Genomic DNA, 26,601 nt, shown 5'->3' with positions numbered 1-26,601 from the left:
GGGATGCGGTGCCGGATGAAGGAGGAGCGCGATGGGTGTGGAGACGCGGGGTACGGGCGGCGGTGCGGGACGTGTGGGTGTGCGGGCCGCGGTGCTGGGTGCGGTGGCCGGGGCGGCGCTGCTGCCGGCCGGTGCTGCTCATGCGAGCGTGATCGGGGTGGGGAACGCGGTGTTCGGCAACACCTGTGTCAACCAGGGCGGTGCGAGCGCTGCGGGTGCCACGGTGGCCGGGAGCGGGGTGGGCAGCGGCAATCAGATCGGTCTGCCGTTGAGCCTGCCGCGCAACCAATGCGGCAACAGCGGCATCATCTGCACCGCCATCATCAGACCTGCGTACTGAACGGGCCGGTGAGCGACATGACCGGTCGGACGGCTGCGAGTGGGGCAGCGGCGGATACGCCCGTGGGCGAGCGGGCGGTGGAGGCGCTGCTGTCCTTGGGCGGGCGGGCGCTGCCGCTGCTGCGCCAGTGGGTCGGCTCGGACCCGGGCTGTGGTGTGGCGCGGGCGCTCGTGGCACTGGCGGCCGGTGACCTGTGGGATGACGCCGTGCTGAAGGAGCAACTGGTGATCGCGCACCGGGACGCGCTGGCCGCCGGTGAGCGGGAGGCCAGTCTGGTGTACGGGGTGTTCCTGCATACGCACCGGCAGTACCGGCTGACGGCCGATCATCTGGCGGGTCACTTCGACCGGTGGCCCGCCGATGAGATGGCCGGGCTCATGGTGGGCGCGTTCTCCGCCTGTGGGGAGGACGCCTACCGTGCGCGCGGCGACGCCCTGGTGGAGCGGCAGGCGGCGTTGGCGGGCCCGGAGAGCTGGCCGTGGCTGAGCCGGCTGGCCGCGACCAGGGCGGAACAGGGCCGGGTGCGGGAGGCGCACGCGCTGGCCGGGCGGGCCTTGCGGCTGTATCCCCGCTCGGGTGTGGCCGCGCACGCCCTCGCGCACGCCGAGCACGAGCTGGGAGCCGGGCGGGCCTCGGTCGATTTCCTGGACCGGTGGCTCGCGGTGGACCCGCAAGCGGTGCAGTCAGGGCATCTGAACTGGCATGCCGCACTGCAATCCATCGCCTGCGGCGACTTCCCCGACGCGCGCCGGCGCGCGGACACGGCACTGGCGCGTAGGGATGTCGGCATGCGGGCCGCGACGAACTGGCGTCTGCTCCTGGCCGGGCAGACACCGGCCGGCCGAAGCGACCCGGACCAGGTCCGGGAACTGCTCGCCGCGCCGGGTGGGATGGCGGAGGTCTTCCACACCTTCAACCTCGCCCACGCGCTGGCCGTGGAAGCCGCCACCGACGACCTGCGCATTCTGGCCCGCCGGGCCGCCGCCGACGAACGCCCCGACTACCGCGATGTCCTGGCTCCCGTGGTCCAGGCGCTGGCGGAGATCACCGCGGGCCGTCCCCGTACGGCGGTGGACCTGCTGACCGGCCTGGGGGACAAGGAGGAACGGATCGGCGGAGTGCGGGTCGAGCGCGAGATCATCCAGGACACCCTCGCCCGCGCCCTCGTCGACGCGGGCGAGCCCGCCCGCGCGGTCGCCCTGCTGCACCACCGCACCACCACCCGCCACCACCACACCTACGAGGATCTCCTTCTCACCACACGCACTCCCGCCACCGCGGCAGGCCCCCGCTGACCCTCACCGCCGGACAGCACGGGTTCCCGCGCCCCCTATCGCCTTCCGTCCAGCAACGGTGAACACAACGGAGGGGGCGATGGCCCTCCGACGGGTGCGAAGTCAGTCTCGCGTCAGGGCCTGGGTGAGGTCGGCCCAGAGATCATCGACGTGTTCGAGCCCGATGGAGACGCGGAGCAGCCGATCGGAGATGCCGGCCTGTTCGCGTGAGTCCGGGTCCATGGCGTGATGGGTGAGCGAGGCCGGGTGCTGAATGAGGCTGTCGACGCTGCCGAGGCTGACCGCCGGGGTGAAGAGACGAACGCTGCCGGTCACCGCGTGCGGATCGCCGGCCTCGAAGGACACGATCGCCCCGCCCGCGGTCATCTGCTCCGGCGGCCGGGGTTCACCGCTCAGCCCGGGGTAGTGGACCCTGGTGACCGCCGGATGGTGTACGAGTCGGCGGGCGATCTCGGCAGCCGTGGCCGAGGCATGGTGCATCCGGACCGACAGCGTCGACAGTCCCCTGAGGAGCTGGTAACCGGCCAGGGGATGCAGTATCCCTCCGGTGGCGAACCGGATCCGCCGCAGGGCACGGGCGAACTCCTCGTTCGACGCCACCGCACCGCCCATCACGTCACCGTGACCGCCCAGGTACTTCGTCGCGCTGTGCAGGACGAGGCCGGCCCCACAGTTCAGGGGGCGCTGGAGCGCGGGCGTCGCGAAGGTGTTGTCGACCAGCACCGGAACCGGAGCGCATGCGGAGGCCAGCGCGTGGATGTCGATCTCCGTCAGCGTGGGGTTGGCGGGTGACTCGACGATCACCAGTCCCGTGTCGCTGCGGACGGCATCACCGGCGCCGTGGGGTTGTGCCCAGGTCACCGAGGTGCCCAGCAGGCCCGAGTCCAGGAGGTGGTCGGTGGTTCCGTACAGAGGACGCACGGCGACGACGTGCGGCCGTCCCTGGGCGACCTGCACGAGAAGGCAGGCGCAGAGCGCTGCCATGCCGCTGGCGAAGGCCACCGCGGCTTCGGCCCCTTCCAGTTCGGCCAGCGCGGACTCGAACCGTGCGACGGTGGGGTTTCCCACCCTGCCGTAGATCGGCGGACCTCCGTCGTCGGCTCCGGAGCCGAACACGTCGAGCCGCGCCGCCTCGGCCGCGGTGTCGCGGGAGGGGTAGGTGGTGGACAGATCGATGGGCGGAACATGCAGTCCGAGATCGACAAGGTCCTCACGGCCGGCATGGATCGCCCGGGTTTCCCAGTGATGCGCAGTCATGACGGCAGTCTTGGCAAAGCATCGGCATCAGCGAATGAAACCCGCACTATATTCGGTGAATGAAAGAAAAGGTCGTCCTGGATTCGATCGATCAGGCGCTTCTGCGCGAGCTGCAGAATGATGGTCGGCTGCCGAACAAGACGCTGGCCCAGAGGGTCGGCGTGGCACCGTCCACCTGTCTGGCCCGCACGCAGAGGCTGATGGAGTCAGGGGTGATCAAGGGTTTTCAGGCCCAGGTGAGCGCCGCGGCGATCGGCCGGCAGGTCCAGGCCATCCTTGCCGTGCAGTTCATCGCGCATTCACGTCCCCTCGTCGACCCGTTCGTCGCATGGGCCAGGGAGCGGCCCGAGACGCGCGCGCTGCACCATGTGACCGGAGCCTTCGACTTCCTTGTTTACACGGCCTGCCGTGACACTGAGGACCTCCGGCAACTCGTCCTGGAGTTCACCGCACGCCGGGAGGTGGGCCGAGTGGAGACCCACCTCGTGTTCGGATCCTGGTCGGGAGGACCGCTGACCCCGGGCTGGTGAGCCGAGTCGGAGGCTTGCCGTTGGTCGGGGTGTGAGTCGTCCCGCGGATGGCCCGAAGGACCTCTCGGGTGGCGTCCCCGATGGGCCGAAGAGTCGCCCGGATCGCCCGGCCGATCGGGGCGAGCACATAGCGGGCGACGAGCAGATCACGCAGGGGATGCGGGTGTCCCACTCGGCCAGGGACACCCACAGCGGAACGGGTTCGTCCTCGCCATGGTTCACCCACTCCCGGAGGGATGCACCGAAACCCGCACGGGACTCGTGCTCAAGTGACCGGATTTCAGGGATAGGTGCACGAAGGAACACTGGATCCGTCGAGACTCAGGGATCCACCCCGGCGGCCGGGACATCGGCGCCCTCACACCGGCCCGAGCCGCTCCCCGCGGAGCGGGCTCACACTCCGCGCCAGAGGTTGGCGAACGCCGCGCTCTCGATGGACCGCCTCTGGCGTACGGCTTCCAGTTCCATCACCGCGTCGTGGACAGCGGCCACCACGGCTGTCGCGGCCTCGTCAGTGAGGCCGGGCCCGTCGTCGGGTCGTTCGGCGCCGATGCCGACGGCCGCCGCGAGGGCGCTCAGGAGGGGTTCCCTCTCCTCCCAGCGGGAGACCGCCCGGCGGCGCGCGGGCGTATCGGCCGGTTCAACGCGTCGCGGGCCGAGGGGCGAGGAGCCGCTTCGCCTGCGGATCAGCTCGCCGTCCTTCTCCAGGGCGGCCTGGTACGCGGCTGACAGGTCCCGGCCCCGGCGCCACAGCCAGTCCTCGATCTTCTCGTAGGGCGCCTGCCGGGTGAGTCCGGCCGCGGCCTCGGCCGCGAGCCCGTCGTCCGGCGCCGGTGGCCCCTGGGGCACGATGCGGTCGTTGTCCACGACGACCGCCTCGGCAACGATGAGATCGATCAGCTCGGCGCCCGCGAGTGCGAGCGACAGGTCACCCTGTCCCACGCTCTGTCCGGCTCCCGGGTCCATGGCGATGATGAACAGGTCTTTCGCCGTGGTCATGGCGGCTCCTCTCGAAGACATCGACGCGGGTACGTCCCTCACCGCCCGGGCCCGCACGGCGATGGAGCGACTGTCACGATCAGTATCGCCCCTCCCCCACAGGCCATGAGTTGATCTTGAGGCCCTGAGCGCCCGGCACGTCACTCGTCCGGCGGTCCCAGTCGGGCGCCATGTCGGCGGGCGCAGGCTCTGCGGCAGGCCCCTCGAAGGTGCGGGGTGTCTGAGTGCGGTAGGAGTGGCCGAGTTCCGGGCCGAGTCCGAAGTAGTGGCGGAAGTTGTAGATGAGGGGGCTCCAGGCGGCGGGGTCGATGTGGTCGGTGCCCGGAACGACGATGCGGGAGTCGGCGTGCACCTTGCACACCACGGCCTCGACGATGACGAACTCCCCGGAGGCGTCCTGCTGCACCCGCTCGGCACGGGCCTCCAGCTGGATCGGGCATCCGGCGGCGCGAGGCGGCCGGACCAGATGGGAGGGCTCGCCGGTCATGCCCGCGGCGGCGAACTTGTCCGGCTCGAAGCGGCAGCCCCTGGGCTTGCCGGCGGGCACGGGATTCCGGCCGGTCAGTGCCGCCAGCCGCTCCACGGCCGGCCACTGGGCGGGGGCCGGCAGGCTGATGACCATGTCGGGGCGGCTGCCGAGGTTGTACGCGGTCTGCCCCTCCCGGCCCAGTCCGATCACCACCGTCTTCCCGAGGGCCCATGCGGATGATATCGGGGCAAGGTTGAACGAGCCGTCCTGATTCTCTGTCGACAGGAGCACCACCGGCGTCCCGAAGTACAGGATGCTCGGTTCGATCTCCAGATGGGTGGCGGCTGTCTGTGCGGGCAGGGTGCTGGGAGGTGCCGTGTTCATGGCGAGGAGCCTAGGATCCGCTCGTTTCGGCCGGGGCCGAAGTGTCACAGGGGGACAATGGACCGCATGGACATGCAGCGCGCACATGCGGCCGGTCCTGACCTGGCTACCGTGGCGAAGCTCCTGGCCGACGGTACGCGGGCAGGCTTCTGTCTGGCCCTCCTCGACGGCCGGGCCTGGACAGCGACGGAATTGGCACGTCATATGGGGGTGGCGCCCTCGACCGCGACGGAGCACCTGCACGCGCTCGTCCGCGGAAACCTGCTGGCCGAGGAGCGGCAGGGACGCCACCGCTATGTGCGTCTGGCCGGTCCGCACGTGGCCGAGCTGATCGAGAGCCTCGCCGCGATGGCACCCGACCGCACCCCGGCGCCCCGTTCCCTGTCGGCGGCCGGCCGCCGACAGGCCCTCGCCCACGCCCGCACCTGCTACGACCACCTCGCCGGGACCGTCGGGGTCGCCATCACCGATGCGATGCTCGAACGGAGGCTGCTGGATCTGGAGCACGGGCTCGGACTCACCAGCGCCGGAGCGAGGTGGCTCGAAGAGCTGGGCATCACCGTCCCGGCCGGCACGCGCCGACCGTCGGTACGGTCCTGCCTGGACTGGACCGAACGCCGCCCCCACCTGGCCGGCGCCGTCGGTGCCGCCCTGTGCCGGCACGCGTTCGACACAGGCTGGATCACTCCCGTCGGCACCACGCGCGCGGTCGCGGTCACCGCCCCCGGCCGACAGGCACTCCGCCGCCATCTCGGCTTGTCCGATGAACTCCTCACACAGACATGAGGTCGCGGCGGCGGCTTGTGGCACACCCTCGCGGTTCACCGGTCGAGGCGGCTACCGGTCGATCCGGCTGTCGAATGGAGCCGTGCCGGGTGGGAGGTTCAGGCCATTCCCGCCGGTGGCAGCGCCGGAGGCCTTGACGGTGCTGTTCCGTCATGTGCGGATGCCCACCGACGCGGAGTGTGTCGTGGTGATGCCGTGGTGTGCGGAGATGTGGTGGACGCGCGGTCCGGTGGTGGACCGGTGCGGGCGCGGGCGTCGCCGCGGGCTGGCGGCGGTATCCGTCCGATGAAGGGATGGTGTATGCGCCATTCCGTAAGCGTTCGACAGACTTTGGCGCTCTGTTCGATATTCGGCGGGGTCGGGGTGTGATCTGCTGTGCCCGGCCTGTCTTGACCGCTTCTTTGCCGTCCTCGGGGCGGCTCGCTTCTCGCACCCGGCACGTGTTCCTCCCCCTGCCCCGCCCCTGGTCCAGGGGCGGCCTGTCCGAGGACGGATGGCCCATGACCACGGCTGATCAGAGTCTGGTGAAGATCTACAGCGACCGCGTGTACACGCACACGACGATGGTGCGCCACCAGGGCACGGTGCTCGCCTTCGCCATCGACGATGCGCGCAGGATCGTTTACTCGGTCCTGGATCTGTCCACCTTCGACGAGGAGAAGGGGGAGCTGGACGCGGCGTACTGGTCGGAGAACCCGGTCGCGTTGCCGTTTCCCACGGAGGTGGTGAAGGTCGGCTACGCGGTCGCCGGGGCGACCGTGATGCCGGTGGTGAAGAAGGACAGCCAGGCCGAAGCCACGGCGGTCGAGGTCCTGGAGCCGGAGGAGACCGATACCTTCCTCTCCTCCACGGCCCGCCTCACCGCGCCCGGCGCGCCGTTCCAGGTCCTCTCCGACGGCTCCCATGTCGTCGTGCTGCGGCAGGCGATCGGCCGGGACGGCACGGATGCCGTGTTCACCCTCAAGGAAGGGTCCGGTTCCACCGGTGACCGTTCCCGGGTGGATGTGCAGACGGCGGGTGCTACGCCGGTCGCCGTGCCGGTGGTGGACGGGACGCTGTTATGTGACCGGTTCCTCCTGGTCGGGGGCGAGTTGAAGCCGGTGTCGGAGGTGCGTTTCAAGCGGAGCCGGCACAAGACGCTTCCGGCGTCGGAGAAGGACAGCCTGGGCGCGTTCGACATGGACGGCAGGCCGTTCTTCGAGCCGACCCAGGAGCTGGACCTGATCCGGAACCTGACCGGGGGACGGTTCACCGCCGTCCTCGTGCCCACCGCGGTCCAGGGACAGCAGCGGTGGCAGTTCTTCGCCCACAACTCCGCCACCGGGCGGATCGACGCGTTCAGCATCGAGCAGGACCCGGACGGGCTGTTCAACACCCAGGGCAGCCGCTACTGGACCAGCCCCGACCCGGCCTACCGGGGATCGGTGTACGAGCGGCAGCCCGGTACCTGCCCGTTCACCGGGAAGGCCCTCATTCCGCTGGTGCCCGACGCCCGGCACGCCGAGACCGCGCTGCGGCTGAACGGCACCACGGACGGTGTCGCTCTGGGCAAGGCTCCGAAGCTGGCCTTCGGCGGCAGGTCCTACGCCGTCGAGGCATGGGTGAAGCCCGATGTGGTGGACGGCCGCCGGGTCGTCGTCGGCCGCACCGCGAGCGGCTCCGACGGCTGGGAGCTGGGCTTCACCACCGGGGGGAAGCTGGCCCTGCGCCACGGCGGCAAGCAGGTGGTCTCGGCCCAGGCCCTGACCGCGGGGGTGTACACCCATATAGCCGCGTCGTTCGACGGCACCCGTGCCACCCTGTACGTCAACGGCGGCTTCAGCATGACCGATGACCTGCCCTGGGCCGCTGAGAGCACCGCGGACCTGCGGATCGGTTCGGCCGCCGGCACGGGCTTCTTCGCCGGGGACATCGACGAGGTGCGGATCTGGAACCGGCCCCGCGCCCAGGCGGAGATCGCCGGGGAGATGGCCTACCGGCTGATCGGGAACGAGCCCGGCCTGCTGGCCTACTACCGTCTCGACGAGGGGTCCGGGACCACGGCGTACGACCTCACCGACACCGCCGCCCACGGCACGCTCGCCGGCGGCCCGGTGTGGGTGACCTCGCTCGCGCCGGTCGGCGACCATCCCGGGGTACGGCGTGACAGCTTCACCGTCGCCGGTCGTGACATCGTGTCCGGACTCAGTTCGACGCTCTACTACCAGCAGGAGGACATCGCCTCCGGCTATCGCGAAGAGGCCCGGCCCGTTCGGCGCCAGGCGCGGGTCCTGCTGGCGTGCGCGACCCGTCCCGCCGGGGAGGCGGCGGCGCAGGCGCATCTGGCGAGCGTCGACTTCGGGGTCGGGATCGACGGGCGGCTCGCGGACATCCCCGATGTGATCACCCTGGCCGAGCTGGGCCAGGCCCAGGAACAGAGCATCGACAAGGTCAGGGAGCAGGAGGCGCTGATCGTCCGGCTGGAGGGGCAGGCGCGGACGATCCAGCAGGCCATCGACCCTCTGAACACCGAGTTGAACCAGGTGCTCGCCGAGGCCACCGCCGCCAGGAACAGGCCCAACGACGCGCTGGCATGGATCTACCAGCTGCGGTGGACGCTGTTCACTGGAAGTGTCATGGACTCGGAGGGTGTGTGGTGGGTGACGCCGCTGCCCGGGGTGGCCGGACGCTACGGCAACCCCGCCGTGGCCGTCCTCCGCATCGGCGCCACCCCGCAGATCCTGGAGATGCCGAACTCGATATACGCCGTGGACCTGAAGGACTGCGCATTCACCGATCCGGTACCCGAAGCGCGGCGCTGGTACATCGACGGCTCGTTCCCGGGATCGTTCCGTCTGCAGTCCGCCGTCAACTCCGAGTGGCTTCTGGCACCCATGTCCAACGGTGCGGTGAGGAACACCGACCGTGCTCGTTCCGCGCTGATCGCCGGAACGCAGAAGGGGCAGGCGCCCAACCCCCAGTTGGACAGCGCGACCGCCCGCGGACGGGTGATCCTGTCCCAGCTCATGGCGCTCACCAGGGACCTCGACGCGAAGAAGTCGGAGATCCAGCTGGCCCAGGAGGAACTGAGCCGGCTGACCGGAGGTCTCCTCGGTTCCGGCGAACTCGGCCTGCCCCTGCCCCGTATCAGTGTCGACGCGAGTGGTCTGAGCTGCGCCGGGGCGCTGCTGAAGTTCGCGGGCACCGATACCGCGCCGTTCCTGACGGACGGGGCGGCCGGGCGGGTGGCGCTCTACTTCCGGGGCACGAACGGTCAGTTCTTCGCCGCGTACCTCGACACCGGCACCCAGCGCGGTTCCCAGCAGCTGTCCGGCGGCGGGCAGACGGTGCTGCTGACCGCCCGGGACCCCGGCGTGGACCTGAGCACCGGGAGTACGAGGATCACCGTCGCCGATCACACGGTGAACGGGTCGGTGGTCGCGCAGTTGTGCGACCTGACCATCACGCGGGGTACGGAGAGCGAGACGTTTCCCGGGCTGCCGCGTGCGGCGCGGGAGCTGGCCGCGGTCGTCAACGGGGTGCCGGAGGACAGCGTCCGTGTCGGGGCGGTGAAGTCGGTCCAGGGCGGTACGGTCACGCTGGCCACCGGAACCCCCGTCGCGCTGCCCGCCGCCGGGTATCTGCGGATCGGCGGTGTCTGCCACCGGGTCGCCGGTGCGGTGGATCCGGGCGCCGCCGCGGTGACCGTGACCCCCGCTCCGCCGGCCGGGGCGGCGGGGGCGGATGTGTTCCTGGTCCGCTACGACAGCTCTCTCGCCACTTCTTCCCGCCCCGGTGTCTCTCTGGCCAGGGGGTCGCGGTGGATCACGGTCGGTGCTTCCGCAGGCGATCTTCCCGTCCCCAACGGCACCGCGGTGGCGGGGACTCCCGGATACGGTTCCCGGTGGCGGGGGGACTCCCCGGGCCGGTCCTTCGCCTTCGACGGCACCGCCCAGCGCCTCACCCTGCCGGACGCGAAGCTGGACCAGGTCACCACCCCGGCCGGGGACCTGAGCGTGGAGGCATGGGTCAGCCCTGGCAGGTTCTCCGGCACCCGCGCCCGGCTCCTGCATCTCAACCGGGGGCAGACCCGGGCGGCACTCGCCCTGGTTCCCGGAGATCCCCTCCCGGGCGGCATGCTGATCGACGGCGCCGACGACGACGTCGTGCTCAGGAGCGTGGACCCCGTACAGACGGACTTCACCATCGAGTGCTGGCTCAAGCGCACCACCGGTCGCACGGTCGTCGACACCATCGCCGCCAGCCGGTACACGGGCCTGTCCATGGGCTTCACCCCCGACGGGAAGTTCCGCTTCGCCGTGGGCGCCGACGCCTCCGCGCAGACCCTCACCACCACCGCGTCCTATCCCGACGGGGACTGGCACCACTGGGCGGTCACCTTCAACCGCACCACCCTGGCCCAGGTCATCTACCGCGACGGGGCCGAGGTCGCCCGCCGCACCGCCACCGGCCTGCCCACCGGTCAGGACTTCCTGATCGTCGGACGGACCGACGACGGTCAGTACTCGCGCTACTCCGGGGCCCTGGCGGAGTTCCGCATCTGGAGCGTGGCCCGTACCGGCACGGACATCGCCGCCGACCGCTTCCGCCGGGCCACGGCCGGCGAGCCGGGACTCGCCGGGGCCTGGGTCTACGACAGGAACCGCCCCGGCACCACGTCCGACAACGGGCAGCTGCGGTTCGTCGACATCAGCGGCCAGAACCGGCACGGCGAAGTATGGGGCAACACCCCCGCCCAGATCGGCTCCGCCCTGGTGGCCTACCGTGTGCAGGCCGCGGTCGGGGACAAGGCCCGGGTCAGCCGCGATGCCTGGCCGCCGGGACAGTGGGACCATCTGGCCGCCGTGTACGAGCAGTCCTGGGCCCTGCGGTTCGAGGGCGCGGCCTGGGCCGAGACCCCCGACGCCGATCAGCTGGACATCACCGGTGATCTGACCATCGAGGTCTTCGTCTCCATCGACTCGACCGCCACCCGGCAGGGCCTGCTGTCCAAGGGCCGGCTCGCGGACGGCGCGGACGGCAGCGTCCCCTACCAGCTCTCGCTGCTGCCCGGGGGGAAGCTGGAGTTCGCCTTCGAGGAACCCGGTCCGGTCGTCCGACGCTTCCAGACGGCCACCGCCATCAGCGCGGGCTTCCACCGGATCGGAGTCGTCCGCAAGGCCGGAAGCACCACCCAGGAGGTGAAGGGCAAGAAGAGCTTCCCCATCACCGACGCCTCCGGCAACACCACGAACCAGGAGTTCGACGTCGTGGAACGGGTCGACGTCGCGGAGTGGCAGGACATCCGGGTCGTCGTCGACGGCACGGAACTCGCCCTCGACACCTCCACCCCCCTGCTGGGAGTCACGCTCCCCGAGAGGGGCCGGTACACCGGCCCCGGCCCCCGGGGCAACAGCGGGGCACTGGAGATCGGCCGGACCCGCGACGGCGACACCGTCTATGGGCTGACCGGCACGGTCGGCGAGGTACGGATCTGGGGCAAGGCCCGGGAGAACAACCAGCTCGGCACCCCGCTGGAGCCCCGCGACGAGGGTCTGGTCGCCCGCTGGACGTTCGAGGAGAACACCGGCAACACCACCGCCGACCCCGCCGGCGGCTACGACCTCCGCCTCCGCGGCGCCCGCTGGGCCACCGACCCCGACCCGCGCGCCTCCGCCTTCACCCTCTACCGCAACGGCTCCCCGGTCCCCGCCGACACTCCCGCCACCAACCCCCTCGGCGACTGGGGCAGCGGCCAGCTCACCCTTGGCGCCTGGAAGGACTCCGCCGGCACCTTCGGCGACTTCTACAACGGAGTCCTGGAGGAGGTGCGGCTGTGGCGCACCGCCCGTGCCCCCGAGCAGATCCTCGACAGCCTCTTCACCCGCATCAAGGGCGACAAACAGGACCTCCTCGGCTACTGGCCCTTCGACGCCGCCTCCACCACCGCCACCACCGAGGCCGTCGCCGACCAGTCCCTGCGCGGCAACCACCTCGACCCCGGCACCGACACCACCCGGCCCGCCATCGTCCTGTCCACCGCACCGGTCTCCACCGACACCGCCGCCGTCCGCTCCGCCCTCGCCGGCGTCCGCACCTTCTTCCAGGAACGCATCTCCACCCCGCCGGCCGCCGCGGAGTACGCGGATCTCCAGTACACCCCCGACGGCCAGGCCACCGGTGTCCTCAAACGTGCCTACACCCACATCACCGACGGCGCCTGGCGGCTGATCACCGGCTACAAGGTCGGTGACCTCGTCACCGAGTGGGTCAGCCAGGTCCAGTTCGATCCCCAGCTCATCGGCTACATCGAAGGCGCGCCCCCGGTCCCGTCGGAGAACCTCACCGGCAAGAGCGACCCCTCGGGCGCCTCCAGCGTCACCTTCAAGGAAGCCGACAAGGTCACCTCCCTCCTCGGCTCCGCCGGCACCGGCCGTTTCGACATGTCCTTCAAGGCAGCGGTCAAGGCCCAGGCCAAGTGGGGTGCCATGTCGGTCATCGCACCGCTCGGGCTCGGCGTCTCGAACCCGATCGTCTCCATCGAGGTCAAGGGCAGCGTCACCAACGCCACCGACTACGCCAGCACCTGGACGAACGAGACCACCGTCTCCCAGGCCACCACCATCGACCGCAACACCACCGCCGCGCTCTCCGGCTACTGGGAATCCCCCACCGGCATCCGCAACACCGTCGTCGGAAAGCGCTACCTCCCCGAGAACAAGGGCTACGCCCTGGTCCAGTCCGAGACCGCCGACGTCTACGCCCTGCGCCTGGCCCACACCGGCGATCTGGTGGCGTACCGGATGGTGCCGAACCCGGACATCCCCAAGGACTGGAACATCATCAGCTTCCCCATCAACCCCCAGTACACCAAGCAGGGCACCCTGGACGGCGCGATCGGCCTCACCGAGCAGGGCGGCAAGATCCTCGACGAGGCCTACCCCACCGCCGCCCAGTACGGCGAGTACAGCTACTTCAAACCCCGCGAGGCCTACGCCCTCAAACGCCGCATCCTGCGCGAACGGCAGGAACTGGAGAACTTCTACTCCGGTGTCTCCACCGGCGTCGGCGACCCGGACCCCACCGCCGAGCAGGCCGCGAAGATCCTCAAGAACTTCACCGGCATCACCCCCGCCGCGCCCGACGCGAAACCCGACACCGAATCCGCGGGCGCGTTCGCCAACCGCAACATCGCCAACGCCTACGTCTGGACCGCCGACGGAGGCTTCTTCTCCGAGACCACCGGCACCATCGACGTCGTCAACGAAACCGTCTCCGGCTCCTACTCCTGGACCAACAAGGTCACCGCGTCCCTGGAGATCAACATCCTCATCTCCGGGGCCGGCGTCGGCTACCAGATGGACGCCACCTTCGGCGGCGGCTACTCCCAGACCCGCCGCCGCTCCCAGGAGACCAGCCGCGGCCACAGCCTCGACGTCATCTGCAAGCCCAACCGGGACCTCCAGAAGTACAAGGCCGACGGCACCCCCGAGTACGTCAACGACAAGCCCGTCCTGGTCCCCGGCAAGGTCGACGCCTACCGCTTCATGACCTTCTACCTCGCCCAGGACACCACCCACTTCGACGACTTCTACAACAAGGTCATCGACCCCACCTGGCTCGCGGGCAGCAACGACGCCAACGCCACCGCCCTGCGCCAGGCCCGGCAGAGCGACCGCAAACCCCCCTGCTGGCGCATCCTGCACCGCGTCACCTTCCTCTCCCGCGTCCTGCCCCCCGTCACCAGCAACACGCCCCCCTCCCTCGCCAAGGACATGCGCACCATCGACATCCCCAGCAACTACGAACTCATCCGCCGCCTCGACCCCTACGTCTCCACCGCCGCCACCACCCTCCCCAACCTCACCGCCGCCACCCGCACCGCACTCGCCACCCACCTCCCCTCCCTCACCCCCCACACCCAGGAAATCGCCCAGTTCCTCGCCGCCTACTACGGGGTCACCGACTGACCACTGGCACCTGACGCGGTACCGCAGGAGAAACGGCCCGGCTGCCACGAGGGCAGCCGGGCCGTGGGTGACGCCGGATTCGATGAGCCGTGCGGAATGCCCGGCGCGGACCGTTCCCGCGCGGGTGTTCCGCTCCGGACAGGCTCCTAGCAGTTGCCCCAGCTGTTGGAGCTGCCCCGGTGGGCGTGGGCCGGGTCCTTGGCGGAGGACGTGCCCGCCTTGATCACCTTGACGCTTCCCCCGTATCCCCGGCGCTGCCAGACGCAGGCGTTCAGGCCCGAGGTGGCGTTGTTGTACCAGGAGGAGTCGTGATTCTCGATCGGCCACGAGCCCCATGAGCGGTTGCGGTCCTTGAACTTGTACATGCTGCCCCGGTAGCCGGTCCGGTCCCACACGCACAGGTAGCCGCGCGGGCAGCCGGCGGCCGCGGCAGCCGGTACCGCGGCAGCGCCGCGGATGTCCTCCTCAAGGACGGCGGCGGGCCGGGAGGGACAGTTCCTGCTGGTGACGTCCTGGCCCCGGTAGCGGAAGGGGGTGCCGTTGAACCGGGCCGCGACGATCTCGCCGCCCCGGCGCTGCTCGTAGTGCAGGTGGACGGCGCCACGGGAGCCGACGTCACTGACCTTGCCGACCCTGTCGCCCTGGCGGACGGTGGTGCCCTTCCTCGCGAGACTGCGGACCTCCATGTGGAGGTAGCGGGTGGACCAGCCGCCGCCGTGGTCGATCAGGACGTAGGACACGCCGTCGCGATAGACGCCGGATCCGGTCACCCTGCCCGGGGCGCTCGCCCGCACCGGGCGGAGGTGGTCGTCGCGGCCCGATCCCCAGTTGAAGTCGATCGAGTCACGGTCGTTGTGCCCGTCGCGGGTGGCGCCACGCCAGGTCTCGCCGCAGGTGAACGGCGCTTGGAAGCGCGGCGCCGCCGACGGGGCCGCATCCGCCGACGGGGCGGCATCCGCGGACGGGGTGAGAAGCAGGCCGGGGGCGGCCAGGGACACGAGGGCCACAGCACCGGCGACAGCGCGCCGTACCGCGGCCCGGGACGGGGGGACAGGGGACATGGAGTACCTCCACTGGGTGGGAGAAGGGTGGGACGGGTGGCGCCTTGTCGGTTCCTGGTGTGCCAACGGGCGGCGGCGGCCGGGCCCGCCGGGCCCGCCGGACGCGCTGCCCGCGCCTCAAGGCCTCGGGGCCGGGCAGTGCCGGGCGGGGACCGGGGCAGGGACCGGGGCAGGGACCGGCAACGAGGGCGGTGGAGGCGGCCGCGAGTGCGGCGTTGGCGGTACGCGCCGGGCGTGTGGTGGTGCACGCCCGGCGCATGGTGGCATTCATCAGGGTGGCTCCGTGGGTGCGTGCGGTCGGCGGTCCGCGGGCGGCGTGTGCGTGGCTACCCTCGGTGCAGGCCGATGCGGTGGCGCCGCGGTCCCGGGGGTTCGTGAGGCCCAAGGCTTCCAAGGCCTCCACCGGTCCGGCCAGGGCTGTTGGCGGGTCTCCTTTCCCGCCCGCGTCCCGGGCCCGTCCCGCTTCCACCGCACCGCTTCTGCCTGGGCGGACACCGTGCGTACGGGACGAGGGAGGGACAGTGGCGGGAAACCGGGACACACACAGGGGCGGGGACTCCGGCCCCGTGGACGCCTGCGGGGCGGCCCGGGCGGACCTCGCGCGAAGGCTCCGCGCTGCGTGGGAGGTGTCCGGTCTTCCGCTGGAGCGGCTCGAAGCGAAACTCAGGGAGCGGCTACCCGGCCAGAACTCCCGAGGGCTGGGGCGCTCCTCACTGAGCCGCTACATGGACCCGCAGCACACGACGTTGCCCGACGAGGCAGTGCTCACGGCGCTGGCGGACTTGTTCCAGCCCGGAGCGGACGAGCGGGCCCGGTGGCTGGCGCTGCTGACCGAGGCGCGGGCCGCCCGGCGCCGGCGCAGACTTCAGCGACCCGCTCCGGAGGGCTCCGGTGCCCCGCCGGTCGAGCGGTTGTCGCCCATGGCGGTGTCGCAGCGGGCACCGGCCCGCGACCGGCGGCGACTGCGGCTGCGGCCGCGCTCCTGGTGGTGGCGTACGGGCCTGGTCGCCGCCGTGCTGGCCGCCGCGGCGGGAGCGGTCGTCCACGGCACGGGCCGCGAGGACGGTGCGGAGCGGATCGTGGGCGCGCCCTTCACCCCCGCCCCGCTGGCCCGGACCTGCTCCGACTGGAGGCCGATGGCGCAGGCGTTCGTGTCGGTGATGCCGTGCCTCGAACGCCGCGGTGACGCGCTCCTGATCTCCGTCAAGGTCAAAGCGGCACCCGAGGGTGACCTGCTGCCGGAAGGGGACGCGGTCGTGTGGCTCTGGCTGATGCGCAAGGACCGCGCGGCGGAGGCCAGGAAGTCCTTCCTCCGCACCCGGCACGAATCGACACTCCGCCGCTGTCCGATCCCCCTGCACGCCGACGGGAGGATCACGTTGTGCGGCCCCTTCCGGCTGCCTCTGCCGGACCGGGACGGCACCTACACCACCTCCACCCAGGCCCGGCTCCACGACGCGGTCCACCCGCCCGGCTGGAACGATCGCCGCTTCACCGGTACTCAGGGGGGCGAGCTGGTCTGGAAGATGAACCGCCCGGTGCGGCCGGTCCGGTGATCCGCTCCACGCGTGGTGAGCCACCGGCCCGCTCGTGCGCGGCTACAGGTGGGACAGGGTGAAGTTCCAGCCCTGTGCGCGGTGTCCTCCGCCGACCGGACAGACACCGTTGGTCGGGTAGCCCCAGTAGAACATCACGAAGCATTTCTCGCAGTAGCGCCATTTGTCCTGTAAGGCGCAGATTCCGGAGGCAACGGGCCGGACGGAGTGTCCTGCTGGTTCGCCAAGCTCATGCTGCATCCCTCTGCCTGGTCGGTCGCCTCCGCGCCATATCGCACCCCGCGGCCGGCAGGGGACCGGCACCGGCGGGGACGGCGCGCTCTCCGTCCCCACACCGGTGGTCCTGCCCGGGAGACCCGCTCCCACCTGGCTGTACGTCCTGCCGTCGCGGGTTCCCGCCCATGCCTCCAGCCCTCGCGGCGGAACCAGTGATGCTCCTGGGACGGCGGTCGCTGATCCAACCGGTGTCCGGAAACCCCTGGGGCCGCCGCGCCCCGATGAACCAGTCGCCCCGGCCACCGTTCCCCAGGGTGACTCCCTCCCTCACCGTGGGGGAGACGACAGTGCCCCCTCGCCCCCTCCTGCCCCGCCCATCACAGAGAAGAAGTGAGGCATGACAGCACAGACCCGCTCAGTCCCCGACGCCCCCGGGGCGCTCCCCCTGGTCGGCCACATTCCCCCGATGATGCGCGAGCCGCTGCGTTTCCTGGGCTCTCTTCCCGACTGCGGGGACGTGGTCAGAATACGCCTGGGCCGAGTGCCCACCCTGGTGCTGTGCGACCCGGAACTGACCTGGCAGATGTTCATGGACAGCCGGACCTTCGACAAAGGCGGCAGCCTCGTCGAGCGGGCCCGGGAGTTCCTCGGCAACGGCCTGATCACCTGCCCGCACGGTGACCACCGCAGGCAACGGCGGCTGACCCAGCCCGCCTTCCACTCCGTGCGTCTGCGGGGCTATGTCCCCTTCATGAACGAGGTCATCGCCGAGACGGTGCGCTCCTGGCCCCAGGACCGGCCCGTGGACCCCGTCGACACCCTGATGAGCCTCTCCGCCCGGGTGACCGCCCGGTGCATGTTCTCCCACGGGATCGCGGAAGAGCGTCTGCGGCAGTTCATCGCCGACTCCGTCACCGCGGTCGACACCGTCTATCTGCGGTCGGTCCTGCCGCCGGTGGTCAATCGGCTCCCCTTACCGGCGAACCTCCGCTATCAGCGGGCCCTCCAACGCCTCCAGCAGATGTATACGAAGATCATCGCCGAGTACCGTGCCGACGGACGGGACCGGGGCGACCTGCTGTCCATCCTGCTGGATTCCCAGGACGGGCAGGACGGCCAGGACGGGCAGGGCGGCCAGGGCGCCGACGGGTCACTCTCGGACGGGGAGCTGCGGGACCAGCTCTCCAACTTCTTCCTCGCCGGCACCGAGACCACCGCCAGCACCCTGGGCTGGGCCCTGCACGCGCTGGCCGAACACCCGGAGTTCCAGGAACGGTTGCGCACCGAGGCCGACACGGTGCTCGGCGGGCGGCCGGCGGACTTCGACGACCTGGAACGGCTCCACGAGACCCGCCGGATCCTCACCGAGGTCCTCCGGCTCTACTCCCCCGTATGGTTCGTCACCCGTACGGTCACCGCCGACACCCGGCTGGGTCCGTACTTCCTGCCCGCCGGAACCGCCATCGCCTACAGCCCGTACATCATCCACCACCTCCCCGGGCTCTACCCCGACCCCGGCGTCTTCGACCCCGACCGCTGGGCCTCCGGACACACCCGGCCCCGCCATGCCTTCATCCCCTTCGCCCTGGGCCCCCGCAAATGCATCGGCGATGTCTTCGCCCTCACCCAGGCCACCCTGGCGCTCACCGCCATCGCCGCCCGCTTCACCTGGGAACCCGCCCCCGGCAGCCGGGTCACGGCCAGCGTCGGATCCGTGACCCGGGCCCGGGGACTGCGGCTGCGCTTCACCGCCCGGCCCCCGGGGGCGAGGCGGGACGCGCACGCGCGGGCGAGGCCGGGTGAGGCCGGGTGAGGAGTGAGCGGTGGACGACGGATGCGTACGGTGAAGGGGGCCGCAACGGGCCGCGCGGGACCGCCGGGGGCGCGGGCGGCCCTGGAGCTGCTGGCCTCGCCGGATGCCCGGCGTGATCCCCATTCCTGGTTCGAGCGCTGGCGCCGGTGGGGTCCGCTGGTCTCCGAGGGTCCTGACGTCGTCATGCTCCTCGATCACGCGGACTGCCTCGCCGCGCTGACCGCCCCGGAGCTGACGACGGATCAGCGGCACTGTCCCTGGCTGGCCCGGAGGGCGGATCTGCTCTTCGAGAGCTGGCCGGACGCGCCCGATTCGGTGCTGACGCCGCCGTTCGCGTTCCTCGGGCACCGGCCCCCGCCGCCCGAGCGCGGCGCCGTGGTGCGGGGGCTGTCCGGGGACGGGCCGCGACCGGAGATCGCGCGGATCGTCGCGGTGGCGCTGGACTCGCTGGGGCCGGGGCCCGCGCGGATCGACGCGGTCGGCGATCTCACCGACCGGATCGCCCGGGATCTCGCGTGCGCGCTGCTGGGACTGGACCCGGCGCAGGCGCCGGCCGTCCGGGAGGGCGCCCGCGCGGTGATGGCCCTCTTCGACGAGGTCATCGATCCGACCGGCCCGCTGCGTTCCGGACCGGAGGGGACGCCGGACCCCCTGCCGCCGGGGCTCACCCGCACCGTGACCGCCTTCCACCGGCTGGTGGCGGACGCGGTGGACGGTCTGCCCGCGACCGCGCTCACCCGACCGCTGCGTCTGCTGCGCGAGCGCACCGGGGACCGGGCCACGCTGGTGTCCACCGCCGTCCTGACAGCCGAGTCCGCCTATGAGTCGCTGGGGCACTTCCTGACGAACTGTCTCTACGCGCTCCTCGCCCATCCGGTGGTCGCGGCGGAGCTGCGGCGGGAACCGGCGCGGTCCGGCGCGGTGGTGGAGGAGGTGCTGCGCTGGTGCCCGCCGACCCATCTGGTGGTGCGGTACGCGGCCCGGCGTACCGTCCTCGGGTCGGGGGCCCGCCAGGTGGCGGTCGGGCCGGGGGCGGTGGTGCTGCTGAATCTGGCCGCGGCGGGCCGGGATCCGCGGGTCTTCCGTGATCCCGGGGTCTTCGATCACCGGAGGGACGGAGGGGGCGGGCGCGTCGGTCATCTGGGTCTGGGGCACGGTCCGCACTTCTGTCCCGGAGCGGGGCTGGCGCGCCCGGCGGCGGAGGAACTGCTGGCCGGGTTCGCCGCCAGGGTGGAGCGGCCACGGTTCCTCCGGCCCGATCCGGGGCTGGTCCACCGTGACCGGGTGCTGGTGCACGGGTTGACGGAGTTCCCCATGGTGTTCGACGGCGTACGGCCGGCGCGGCACCCGGGCCGTGGCCGGTGAACGGAGCGGGGCCGGTGAACGGAGCGGGACCGGTGAACGGAGCGGAGGCGGTGAACGGAGCGGAGGCGGCGGGCATACGGTCCGGGGCTGCGGTGGCGCTGATCGGGTCACCCCGCGGGCCCGGTGCCCCGGCCCGGGTGTCGGTCTTCGATCCGGCGACCGTCACGGAGCCGACGCCGCTGCCCGGCGTCCCCACACTGGTGGCGCTGCCCCTGGAGGGCGACGGGGCGGTCCTGCCCCGGTCGGTCCGGATCCGGCTGGTCCGGCAGCGGGCGCTGACACAGGCACTGGCACGGACGCTCCCGGGCGGCCGCTCCGTGGGGGGTCCGGCGGTGGTCCTGGGGCGCCGGGCGGGCCGTGCAACGTTCCGCTGCGATCTGGTGTTCTCCTGTGTGGGAGGCCCGGCCAGGCGGTGGTGGGCGACGACGGGCGGTTCCGGTCCGTCGACCGCCTGGCTGTCGCGGGCGGCGAGCGGAGGCGGTGACGGTGGCCGTGACAGTGGCGGTGGCGGTGGCGGGAAGACGGTGGTGGCCTTCGGGAGCTGTCTGTTCAGCGGGCGTTCGCTGCGGCTCAGCGGGGTGTCCGGGGAGCCGGTGCCGTTTCTCCGGAGCGCCTTCCGTCCCACCGGGCGCGTGGTGCGCACCGGTTACGAGGCCGGGCCGAGCCTCTACGAACTCGACAACGCGGTACGGCTGAGCGGCACGGTGGCCCGGGTGGTGCGGCTGCTCGGGCCGGGGCACCGGGTGCGGCTGGTGCTGGATCTGCCCCGTGCCCAGTACCTTCTCAGGCTCTGGAGCTGGTGGGCGGAGGGGGTTCTCGGGGAGCGCGAACTGCGCCGGCTCAGCGGTCTGGTGGAGGAACGGGCCGCCGCGGTGGAGGAGTTGTTCGTCCGCTGTCTCACCGCCGCCCTCGGGCCGGAAGGGGGAGGGCTGGTGGCGGCGATGACCCGGGCGGACGAGTGCGGCGCGCTCCTGCCCGCGGTGGCGGGAGCCGGACCGGGGAGGTGTTCCCCGTCCGTCCGGGAACTGCTGACCGTCCTTTCGCGGGATCACGCGGGCTGGGAGCTGGCCGCGCGGCTGGCACCGCCCGGCGACCTGGTGGGGCTGATACGGACGAGTCATCTGACGGGAGCGCTGCGGACCGCGCTGCACGGGGACGAGCAGATGATCATGGTGGACGATCCCGCGGAGAGCGGCATCGGGGCACGGGCACACCGGCTGCTCACCGCCTGCGGCGGGAGCGGCGCGGCAGCCGCGGACCGGCTGGGCGGGCTGTATCCACTCAGCCGGCTGCTCGCGGTGGGTGGCCATCACGGAGAGAGCTACTTCACCGACCCCGGACGGCGTTTCGTCCTTCCGGACGGGTGCGAGACCACCGCGGAGGGGCTGGTGGACTGGGCCTACGACGGGGGAATCGCGAACGCGGGCCCGGGCGCGGGCACGGGGTCCGGAGCCCCCCAGCGCTCGCGGCCGGCGGGGACGTGGTGACCGGGCGGCGGGCTGTGTCCGGGGCGACCTGGCCGGAGCCGCCGGTGCCGCCAGGGCGACCGGATCGGCTGTCCGGATGACCCGGAAGCCGCCCACGTGTTCCTTGGATTCGGCGAACGGTCCGTCGGCCAGGGAAACTCCGGGCCTGCGGGCGTCGGCCGTGCCCGCCGTCGCCGGCTCGGTCGGGACGTCCGGGTTGCAGGAATGCGCGGCCACGATCAGGTCGGAGCCGAGCCGTCCGAGGACGGACGCTTTCGGTCCGTTTATGACCGAAAGTAGATTGAACGACTACTTAAGGCCAGAGTGTGCGTTTCTCGTTTTCGGCCATCACGCCCGGAGCAGCATCAAGGTCGGCCAACCCCGGGCCGGGTCGACCCGAACCAGTCGACCCGGCCCGGTCGGCCTCGATCCGTCAACGGGGACACCGACCCCCGCTCACCGAGTCCATTCAGAGGAGCTCATGAGCATGGCACTGCGCAGAACACTCGCCACCGCGGCCGCGACGGCGGCTCTGATCGGGGGCGGGCTGATGACCGCACCCCTGGCCCAGGCAGAAGGCAGGACCCCGGCGGTCGCCACGACCGAGACCACTCAGGCGGCATCGGCGAGCAAAGGCGCGTTCCACTACTACCACGCCTACTGGACCGGCCCCGAATGCACGACCATGGGCGAGGCGCTGATCGGCATCGGGGCGACCACCAGGTACCAGTGCGAGAGCACCGGCTGGGTGTACGTCCTCTACATCTGGTACTGATACCCGACGCTGACTTCCGGCACCGACTTCCGGCACTGACAGATCCGACGCGGCCGGCCGTGGCGGTCCACTCTCGTTCCGGCGGGTGGACCGCTCCGTCCATGGAGCTGCGCGCCGTGTCCGCCGGGCCGGCGGACGGTGTGTGAGGTCAGCCGTCGGTGCCGGGCCGCCCGGAGGCGGCCCGGGTGACCAGTCGCCTGCGCCACTCGCGCACATGCTCCATCCGGTGGTCGCCGAGGAACTCGTCGACGCCGTGGACCGTCCCCGACTCGTCGGCGATCTCCTCGTCCAACAGGTCGAGAGCCTCCTGGAACCCGCCCGTCAGCTCCAGCGCCAGGATCAGGTGGTGGCGGATGGAACGGGCCTCCTCGTACCGCTCCGGACCAAAGGCCAGCGACTCCGCGTACAGGGCGCGCAGCAGGCGGGCTCCCTCGGCCGGTTCCCCGTTCTCGGCGAGATACTGGCCGAGGGCCGCCCGGCAGCGATGGGTATCGGGGTGGTCGGGGCCCAGTACCCGGGCCGAGTGCTCCATGACGGCCCGAGTCCCGGCGACGGCTCCGTCCAGGTCACCGACGCCGCGGAGGGCGGAGGTGAGCAGACGGCGTGATCGGAGGGTCTCGGGGTCGTCGGGCCCGAACTCCGCGGTCCTGTCGGCCACTTCCTCCTCGGCCAGTGCCAGGACTTCGGCGTGCCGGCCTTCGCTGCTGAGCCACAGGGACACCAAGGAGCGAGCGAGGCGTGTCTCGGGATGCCAGCGGCCCAGCCCCCGGGTGAGGCGGGCGACGTCCTTGTGCACATCCGGCCAGCTCCGCGACGTCGGCTGCGTCCAGTTCCGGAAGCGCCGGCCGGCCCACCAGATACCGGGGGTGCGCCACGACCGGCTCATATCCCGCCACCACAGCCGCCGCAGCCGCCACCACACGAACCGGACGCGCCGACGCCGCCGTCGGCCCGGCCCCCGGCAGGGGCAGTGTCCGTACGCGCAGCCCTCCCCGGTTCCTGGACGCGGACCCGTGCCTCGGCGACGCAGCGTTCGCAGAGCGCCTCGAACTCGGGCCACTGGTCCCGCCCTCCCGCCCTGGTGTCCGCGATCGCGAGCCAGACCGCCGCCGGCACATGGACGGCGAGGGCGATCAGGAACCAGAACCCGCCGGCGTCCGGCTGACGGACATGGAACCCGATGCCGTAGCCGAGGACGGCGAAGAGACCGGCCACCGCCGCCCGCGCTTCCCGCACGCCGGGCGCGTCGCGCGTCCGCCGTCCGGGAAGGTCGCGCCGGGCCGCCTGCCGCAGCCGGGCGCTGAAGGCCGGGTAGCGGGGTGAGGCCCTCACCTCCTCGATGGAGCCGTTCCCTCCGGCGTCCTGGACGGCTGTGTGGAGTGCCGCCAGCAGGGGGTGGGACGCGGGTTGCGCGGTCCGTTCCGTCCCGGGTCGGCCGCGGGTGGGGCGGTGCCCGGGAGACAGCAGGAGGATCCCGGCCTGCGCCGCCGCCCGCTCCCCCTCCAGGTGGTACATGGCGAGAACGGGCCGGGCGGCACCGGCTTCAAAGAAGCGTGCGATCGTCCGCCGGTCACGCCGGAGCAGAAAGCGGAGGCGGACCAGCGAGTACGCCATGAATGCCGTGAACGCGCCGGTCCAGACGACCGCGAAGGCCCAGAAGGCCGGTAATTCCGTCAGAGAGCCCGTCAGGAAGCCCTTCACCGGTCATCCCCCCCGTCGATCCCATCCGGTCCGTCGGAGCGAACCGGGATGCGGTATCCCCCGGCCTCCAGGATGACAGGAACGGCTCCCGCCGCCCAGGCCCGTTCCGGCGCCGTCGGTCCTGCTTCGGGGGCCGGCCCCCTGGGTGACCCCGACCGGGGTGCTCAGCCGCGCGGGGCGGGCTCGGCGGGTGCGGGCCCTGGGGCGGGCCCTGCTGGTTGGCCGGTGAGGTCGGGGTGGTCGGGGGTCACGTAGCCGCCGGAGAGGTGGTCCGCCGCGCCCGCCGCGAGGAGGAGGGCGCCACGGGTGCTGAGCCCGGTGGGGGTGGTGCGGCCCTTGGCGTACTCGTTCAGATACCAGCGCTGGATCCGCTCGTCCCAGCTGTCCGGTGCGGGACGGCGGTGGAGATGGATGTCGGCCATCCCGATGGTGAGCAGGCCCGGGTGGTAGGCGAAGACGGCCACGCCGTGCGGGCGCAGCTCGGCGGCCAGGTTCTCGGAGAACTTGATGACCGCGGCCTTGGACACCGAGTAGGCCGACATGTGCGGCCAGCGGTGCAGGCCGGCGTTGCTGACGACGGTGATGATCCGGCCACGGCGCTCGATCAGCTGCGGCAGGAACGCGTGGCAGGTGAGGAAGGTGCCGCGGACGTTCGTCTCCTGCGCGGACCACCACTGCTCGGGGTCGTTCTCCCAGGCGGGGCCGGCCGGCCCGGGCACTCCGGCGTTGGACACCAGGACATCCACGCCGCCCCCGTCCGCGCGCAGGCGCGCCGCCAGTTCGCGCAGCGCGGTGTGGTCGGTGCTGTCGACCGCCTCGGTGCGCAGCTCGCCGTACGGGGCGAGCGCGGCGCGGGCCGCGGTCAGCGTCTCCTGGTCGCGGCCGGTGACGGTGACCTCGGCGCCGTGGAGGAGGAAGGCGCGGGCCAGTTCCCGGCCCAGTCCGCGCGAGCCGCCGGTGATCAGAACGGTCCGCCCGGTGAGGTCGGGCCGGCTCGCGCCGGTGGCCGGGGTGTCGCGCAGGGCGGCTGCGAGGAGGCGGCGCAGGGGCTTGCCGGAGGGGGTGCGTTCGATCCGGGGGACCTCGGTCAGGTGGCGGGGCTTCTTGTGGGCGGCCAGCCGGGATCCGACGAAGTCCTGGATCTCCTTGATCAGTTCGGGGGTGAGCCGGACGCCGGGGACCGGCACCACGCAGGCCACCGGGGATTCGCCGACCCTCGGGGCGGGCACGGGCACCAGGGCGGCGTCGTGCACGGCCGGGTGGTCGCGCAGGACCGCCTCGACCTCGCCGGGGGAGATCCGGTACCCCTTGTACTTGATGATGTCCTTGATGCGGTCGGTCACGTAGAGGCAGCCGTCCTCGTCGACCCGTACCAGGTCGCCGGTGGCCAGCCAGCCGTCGGCGTCGGTGAGCGGGGTCAGGCCGCCGTCCGCGTCGAGACAGCCGCGCGCCACGTGCGGGCCGCGGATCAGCAGCTCCCCCGTCCTCTGGGGCCGGTCGCCGCGTCCGCCGTCGCCGCGTCCGCTATCACCGCCCTCGCCGCCCTTGCCGCCTCCGCCGCCCTCGCCGCCCTCGCCGCTGGTGTCGGACGACGCACCCGGCCGCACCACCCGGTACTCGATGCCCGGCGCCGGGTATCCGCTGGAGCCCGGGCGGCGGATCCCGCCGCGCCGGGTGAAGTGGCCGGCGGCGGCCTCGGTGAGCCCGTACGCGCCGTCCACCGGGACGCCGAGCGCCTCCTCGCAGCGGGCGGCGGTCCCGGCGGGCAGCGGGGCGCCGCCGCTGAGGATCTGCTCCAGGCTGCCCAGCTCCCAGCGGCCCGAGCCGGCCTGTTCGGCGAGGTCGTGGACCATCGGTGGGACGGCGTGCAGCTGGGTGACGCGATGCTCGCCGATCGCGCGCAGTGCCCCAGCGGCGTCCCAGCGCGGCAGCAGGACCACGCTCGCGCCGGTCAGCAGCGCGTGGTTGAGGACGTACTGCATCCCGAACAGGTGGCTGAACGGCAGGACCCCCAGCAGGACGTCGTCCGGCGTCAGCGGCTGGGCGGCGGACAGCTGGACCAGGCCGGCCACGATGTTGCGGTGGGTGAAGGCGATCGGCTTGGGTTCGCCGGTGGTGCCCGAGGACCAGGGCAGCAGCGCGAGGCTGTCCGGCGCCGCCGGGTGGGTGCCCTCGACGGCGCCGCCCCGGGGCGGTGTGATCACGGTGAGCTGTGGCGCCGCGCCGTCCAGCAGCCGGTGGGCGCCGATCAGCGTGCTCAGCCGGGCCAGTTCGGGGGCGGGCGTGCGGTGGCCGACGGGGCTGACCACCGCGCCCGCGGCGAGCAGCCCGAGCAGCCCGGCCGCGAAGTCCACGCCGTTGGGCAGCGCGAGCAGAACCCGCTCACCGGGTGCGACCCCGGCGCGCCGGAACCCGGCCGCGGCGGCCAGGACACGTTCCCTCAGCTCGTGGTGGGTCCAGCGCTCTCCGGTCGCCGCGTCGATCAGGGCGGGGCGATGCGCGGTGCCGGAGGGGAGGTTCAGCAGCAGCGCGTCGAGCGTGGTGTCGGGGATCTCGGGGGGCCGTGAGTCGGGCGGGCTGGGTGCGTGCGGAGTGGTGGGCACGGCGGGCTCCGGGGTGGGTGTACGGGCCCGGGGCGG

17 protein-coding genes are annotated in these 26,601 nt (G+C 72.1%); 10 read left to right on the top strand and 7 right to left on the bottom strand.

Annotated features, from left to right (window positions below; genetic code table 11):
- The first annotated feature begins 31 nt into the window (after positions 1-31).
- Both SYYSPA8_RS12600 and SYYSPA8_RS12595 read left to right on the top strand, forming a co-directional pair.
- The gene (locus SYYSPA8_RS12600) at positions 32-340 is read left to right on the top strand and encodes a chaplin family protein (protein ID WP_323447190.1); all 309 of its coding nucleotides are present in this window, start codon (positions 32-34) and stop codon (positions 338-340) included.
- Positions 341-402: 62 nt separating this feature from the next.
- On the top strand, positions 403-1,635 hold the full coding sequence (locus SYYSPA8_RS12595; protein ID WP_323447189.1) for a hypothetical protein: 1,233 nt from the start codon (positions 403-405) through the stop codon (positions 1,633-1,635).
- A gap of 102 nt (positions 1,636-1,737) precedes the next feature.
- Here SYYSPA8_RS12595 and SYYSPA8_RS12590 read toward each other — a convergent pair whose 3' ends face one another.
- Positions 1,738-2,892, bottom strand: coding sequence for a trans-sulfuration enzyme family protein (locus SYYSPA8_RS12590; RefSeq protein WP_323447188.1), 1,155 nt, complete (start codon positions 2,890-2,892; stop codon positions 1,738-1,740).
- Between the two features lie 59 nt (positions 2,893-2,951).
- Here SYYSPA8_RS12590 and SYYSPA8_RS12585 point away from each other — a divergent pair, with 59 nt between their 5' ends.
- The gene (locus SYYSPA8_RS12585) at positions 2,952-3,422 is read left to right on the top strand and encodes an Lrp/AsnC family transcriptional regulator (protein ID WP_323447187.1); all 471 of its coding nucleotides are present in this window, start codon (positions 2,952-2,954) and stop codon (positions 3,420-3,422) included.
- Positions 3,423-3,815: 393 nt separating this feature from the next.
- Here the strand turns inward: SYYSPA8_RS12585 and SYYSPA8_RS12580 are convergent, their stop codons facing one another.
- Positions 3,816-4,421 carry a GOLPH3/VPS74 family protein gene (locus SYYSPA8_RS12580; RefSeq protein ID WP_323447186.1) on the bottom strand — a complete coding sequence of 202 codons (606 nt, stop codon included), beginning with the start codon at positions 4,419-4,421 and terminating at the stop codon, positions 3,816-3,818.
- A gap of 79 nt (positions 4,422-4,500) precedes the next feature.
- A complete protein-coding gene (locus tag SYYSPA8_RS12575) occupies positions 4,501-5,274 on the bottom strand; it encodes a flavin reductase family protein (RefSeq protein ID WP_323447185.1) in 774 nt (257 codons plus the stop codon).
- Positions 5,275-5,331: 57 nt separating this feature from the next.
- Between SYYSPA8_RS12575 and SYYSPA8_RS12570 the strand changes: the two genes are divergently transcribed.
- Together SYYSPA8_RS12570 and SYYSPA8_RS12565 are read left to right on the top strand one after the other, a co-directional pair.
- The gene (locus tag SYYSPA8_RS12570; RefSeq protein WP_323447184.1) at positions 5,332-6,060 is read left to right on the top strand and encodes an ArsR/SmtB family transcription factor; all 729 of its coding nucleotides are present in this window, start codon (positions 5,332-5,334) and stop codon (positions 6,058-6,060) included.
- A gap of 500 nt (positions 6,061-6,560) precedes the next feature.
- Complete coding sequence (locus SYYSPA8_RS12565; protein ID WP_323447183.1) at positions 6,561-14,009, top strand: LamG domain-containing protein; 7,449 nt, start codon at positions 6,561-6,563, stop codon at positions 14,007-14,009.
- A 146-nt stretch (positions 14,010-14,155) separates the two neighbouring features.
- Here the strand turns inward: SYYSPA8_RS12565 and SYYSPA8_RS12560 are convergent, their stop codons facing one another.
- Positions 14,156-15,070 (bottom strand): peptidoglycan DD-metalloendopeptidase family protein, encoded by a 915-nt coding sequence (locus SYYSPA8_RS12560; RefSeq protein ID WP_323447182.1) that lies wholly within the window; start codon positions 15,068-15,070, stop codon positions 14,156-14,158.
- Between the two features lie 725 nt (positions 15,071-15,795).
- Here SYYSPA8_RS12560 and SYYSPA8_RS12555 point away from each other — a divergent pair.
- From SYYSPA8_RS12555 to SYYSPA8_RS12535, 5 genes are all read left to right on the top strand, one after another.
- On the top strand, positions 15,796-16,626 hold the full coding sequence (locus SYYSPA8_RS12555) for a hypothetical protein (RefSeq protein ID WP_323447181.1): 831 nt from the start codon (positions 15,796-15,798) through the stop codon (positions 16,624-16,626).
- A gap of 613 nt (positions 16,627-17,239) precedes the next feature.
- On the top strand, positions 17,240-18,655 hold the full coding sequence (locus SYYSPA8_RS12550; protein ID WP_323447180.1) for a cytochrome P450: 1,416 nt from the start codon (positions 17,240-17,242) through the stop codon (positions 18,653-18,655).
- A gap of 21 nt (positions 18,656-18,676) precedes the next feature.
- Complete coding sequence (locus SYYSPA8_RS12545) at positions 18,677-20,020, top strand: cytochrome P450 (protein WP_323447179.1); 1,344 nt, start codon at positions 18,677-18,679, stop codon at positions 20,018-20,020.
- A gap of 32 nt (positions 20,021-20,052) precedes the next feature.
- Positions 20,053-21,507 carry a hypothetical protein gene (locus tag SYYSPA8_RS12540; RefSeq protein WP_323447178.1) on the top strand — a complete coding sequence of 485 codons (1,455 nt, stop codon included), beginning with the start codon at positions 20,053-20,055 and terminating at the stop codon, positions 21,505-21,507.
- Between the two features lie 460 nt (positions 21,508-21,967).
- Positions 21,968-22,261 (top strand): hypothetical protein, encoded by a 294-nt coding sequence (locus tag SYYSPA8_RS12535; RefSeq protein ID WP_323447177.1) that lies wholly within the window; start codon positions 21,968-21,970, stop codon positions 22,259-22,261.
- A 148-nt stretch (positions 22,262-22,409) separates the two neighbouring features.
- On the opposite strand, the gene SYYSPA8_RS12530 is transcribed toward SYYSPA8_RS12535, so the two are convergent.
- The 3 genes from SYYSPA8_RS12530 to SYYSPA8_RS12520 all read right to left on the bottom strand — a co-directional run bounded on the left by SYYSPA8_RS12530 (position 22,410) and on the right by SYYSPA8_RS12520 (position 26,565).
- Positions 22,410-23,147, bottom strand: a complete 738-nt coding sequence (locus SYYSPA8_RS12530; RefSeq protein WP_323447176.1) for a hypothetical protein — start codon at positions 23,145-23,147, stop codon at positions 22,410-22,412.
- A complete protein-coding gene (locus SYYSPA8_RS12525; RefSeq protein WP_323447175.1) occupies positions 23,144-23,962 on the bottom strand; it encodes a hypothetical protein in 819 nt (272 codons plus the stop codon). Before SYYSPA8_RS12525 ends, SYYSPA8_RS12530 begins: the two co-directional genes overlap by 4 nt.
- A 164-nt stretch (positions 23,963-24,126) precedes the next feature.
- A complete protein-coding gene (locus tag SYYSPA8_RS12520; RefSeq protein ID WP_323447174.1) occupies positions 24,127-26,565 on the bottom strand; it encodes an SDR family NAD(P)-dependent oxidoreductase in 2,439 nt (812 codons plus the stop codon).
- Between the last annotated feature and the right edge of the window lie 36 nt (positions 26,566-26,601).

Source organism: Streptomyces yaizuensis, assembly GCF_034961445.1.
GTDB classification, from domain to species: Bacteria; Actinomycetota; Actinomycetes; order Streptomycetales; family Streptomycetaceae; genus Streptomyces; species Streptomyces yaizuensis.
The sequence above is the reverse complement of the archived record's forward strand: the minus strand, read 5'-3'. Positions and strand labels throughout refer to the sequence as shown.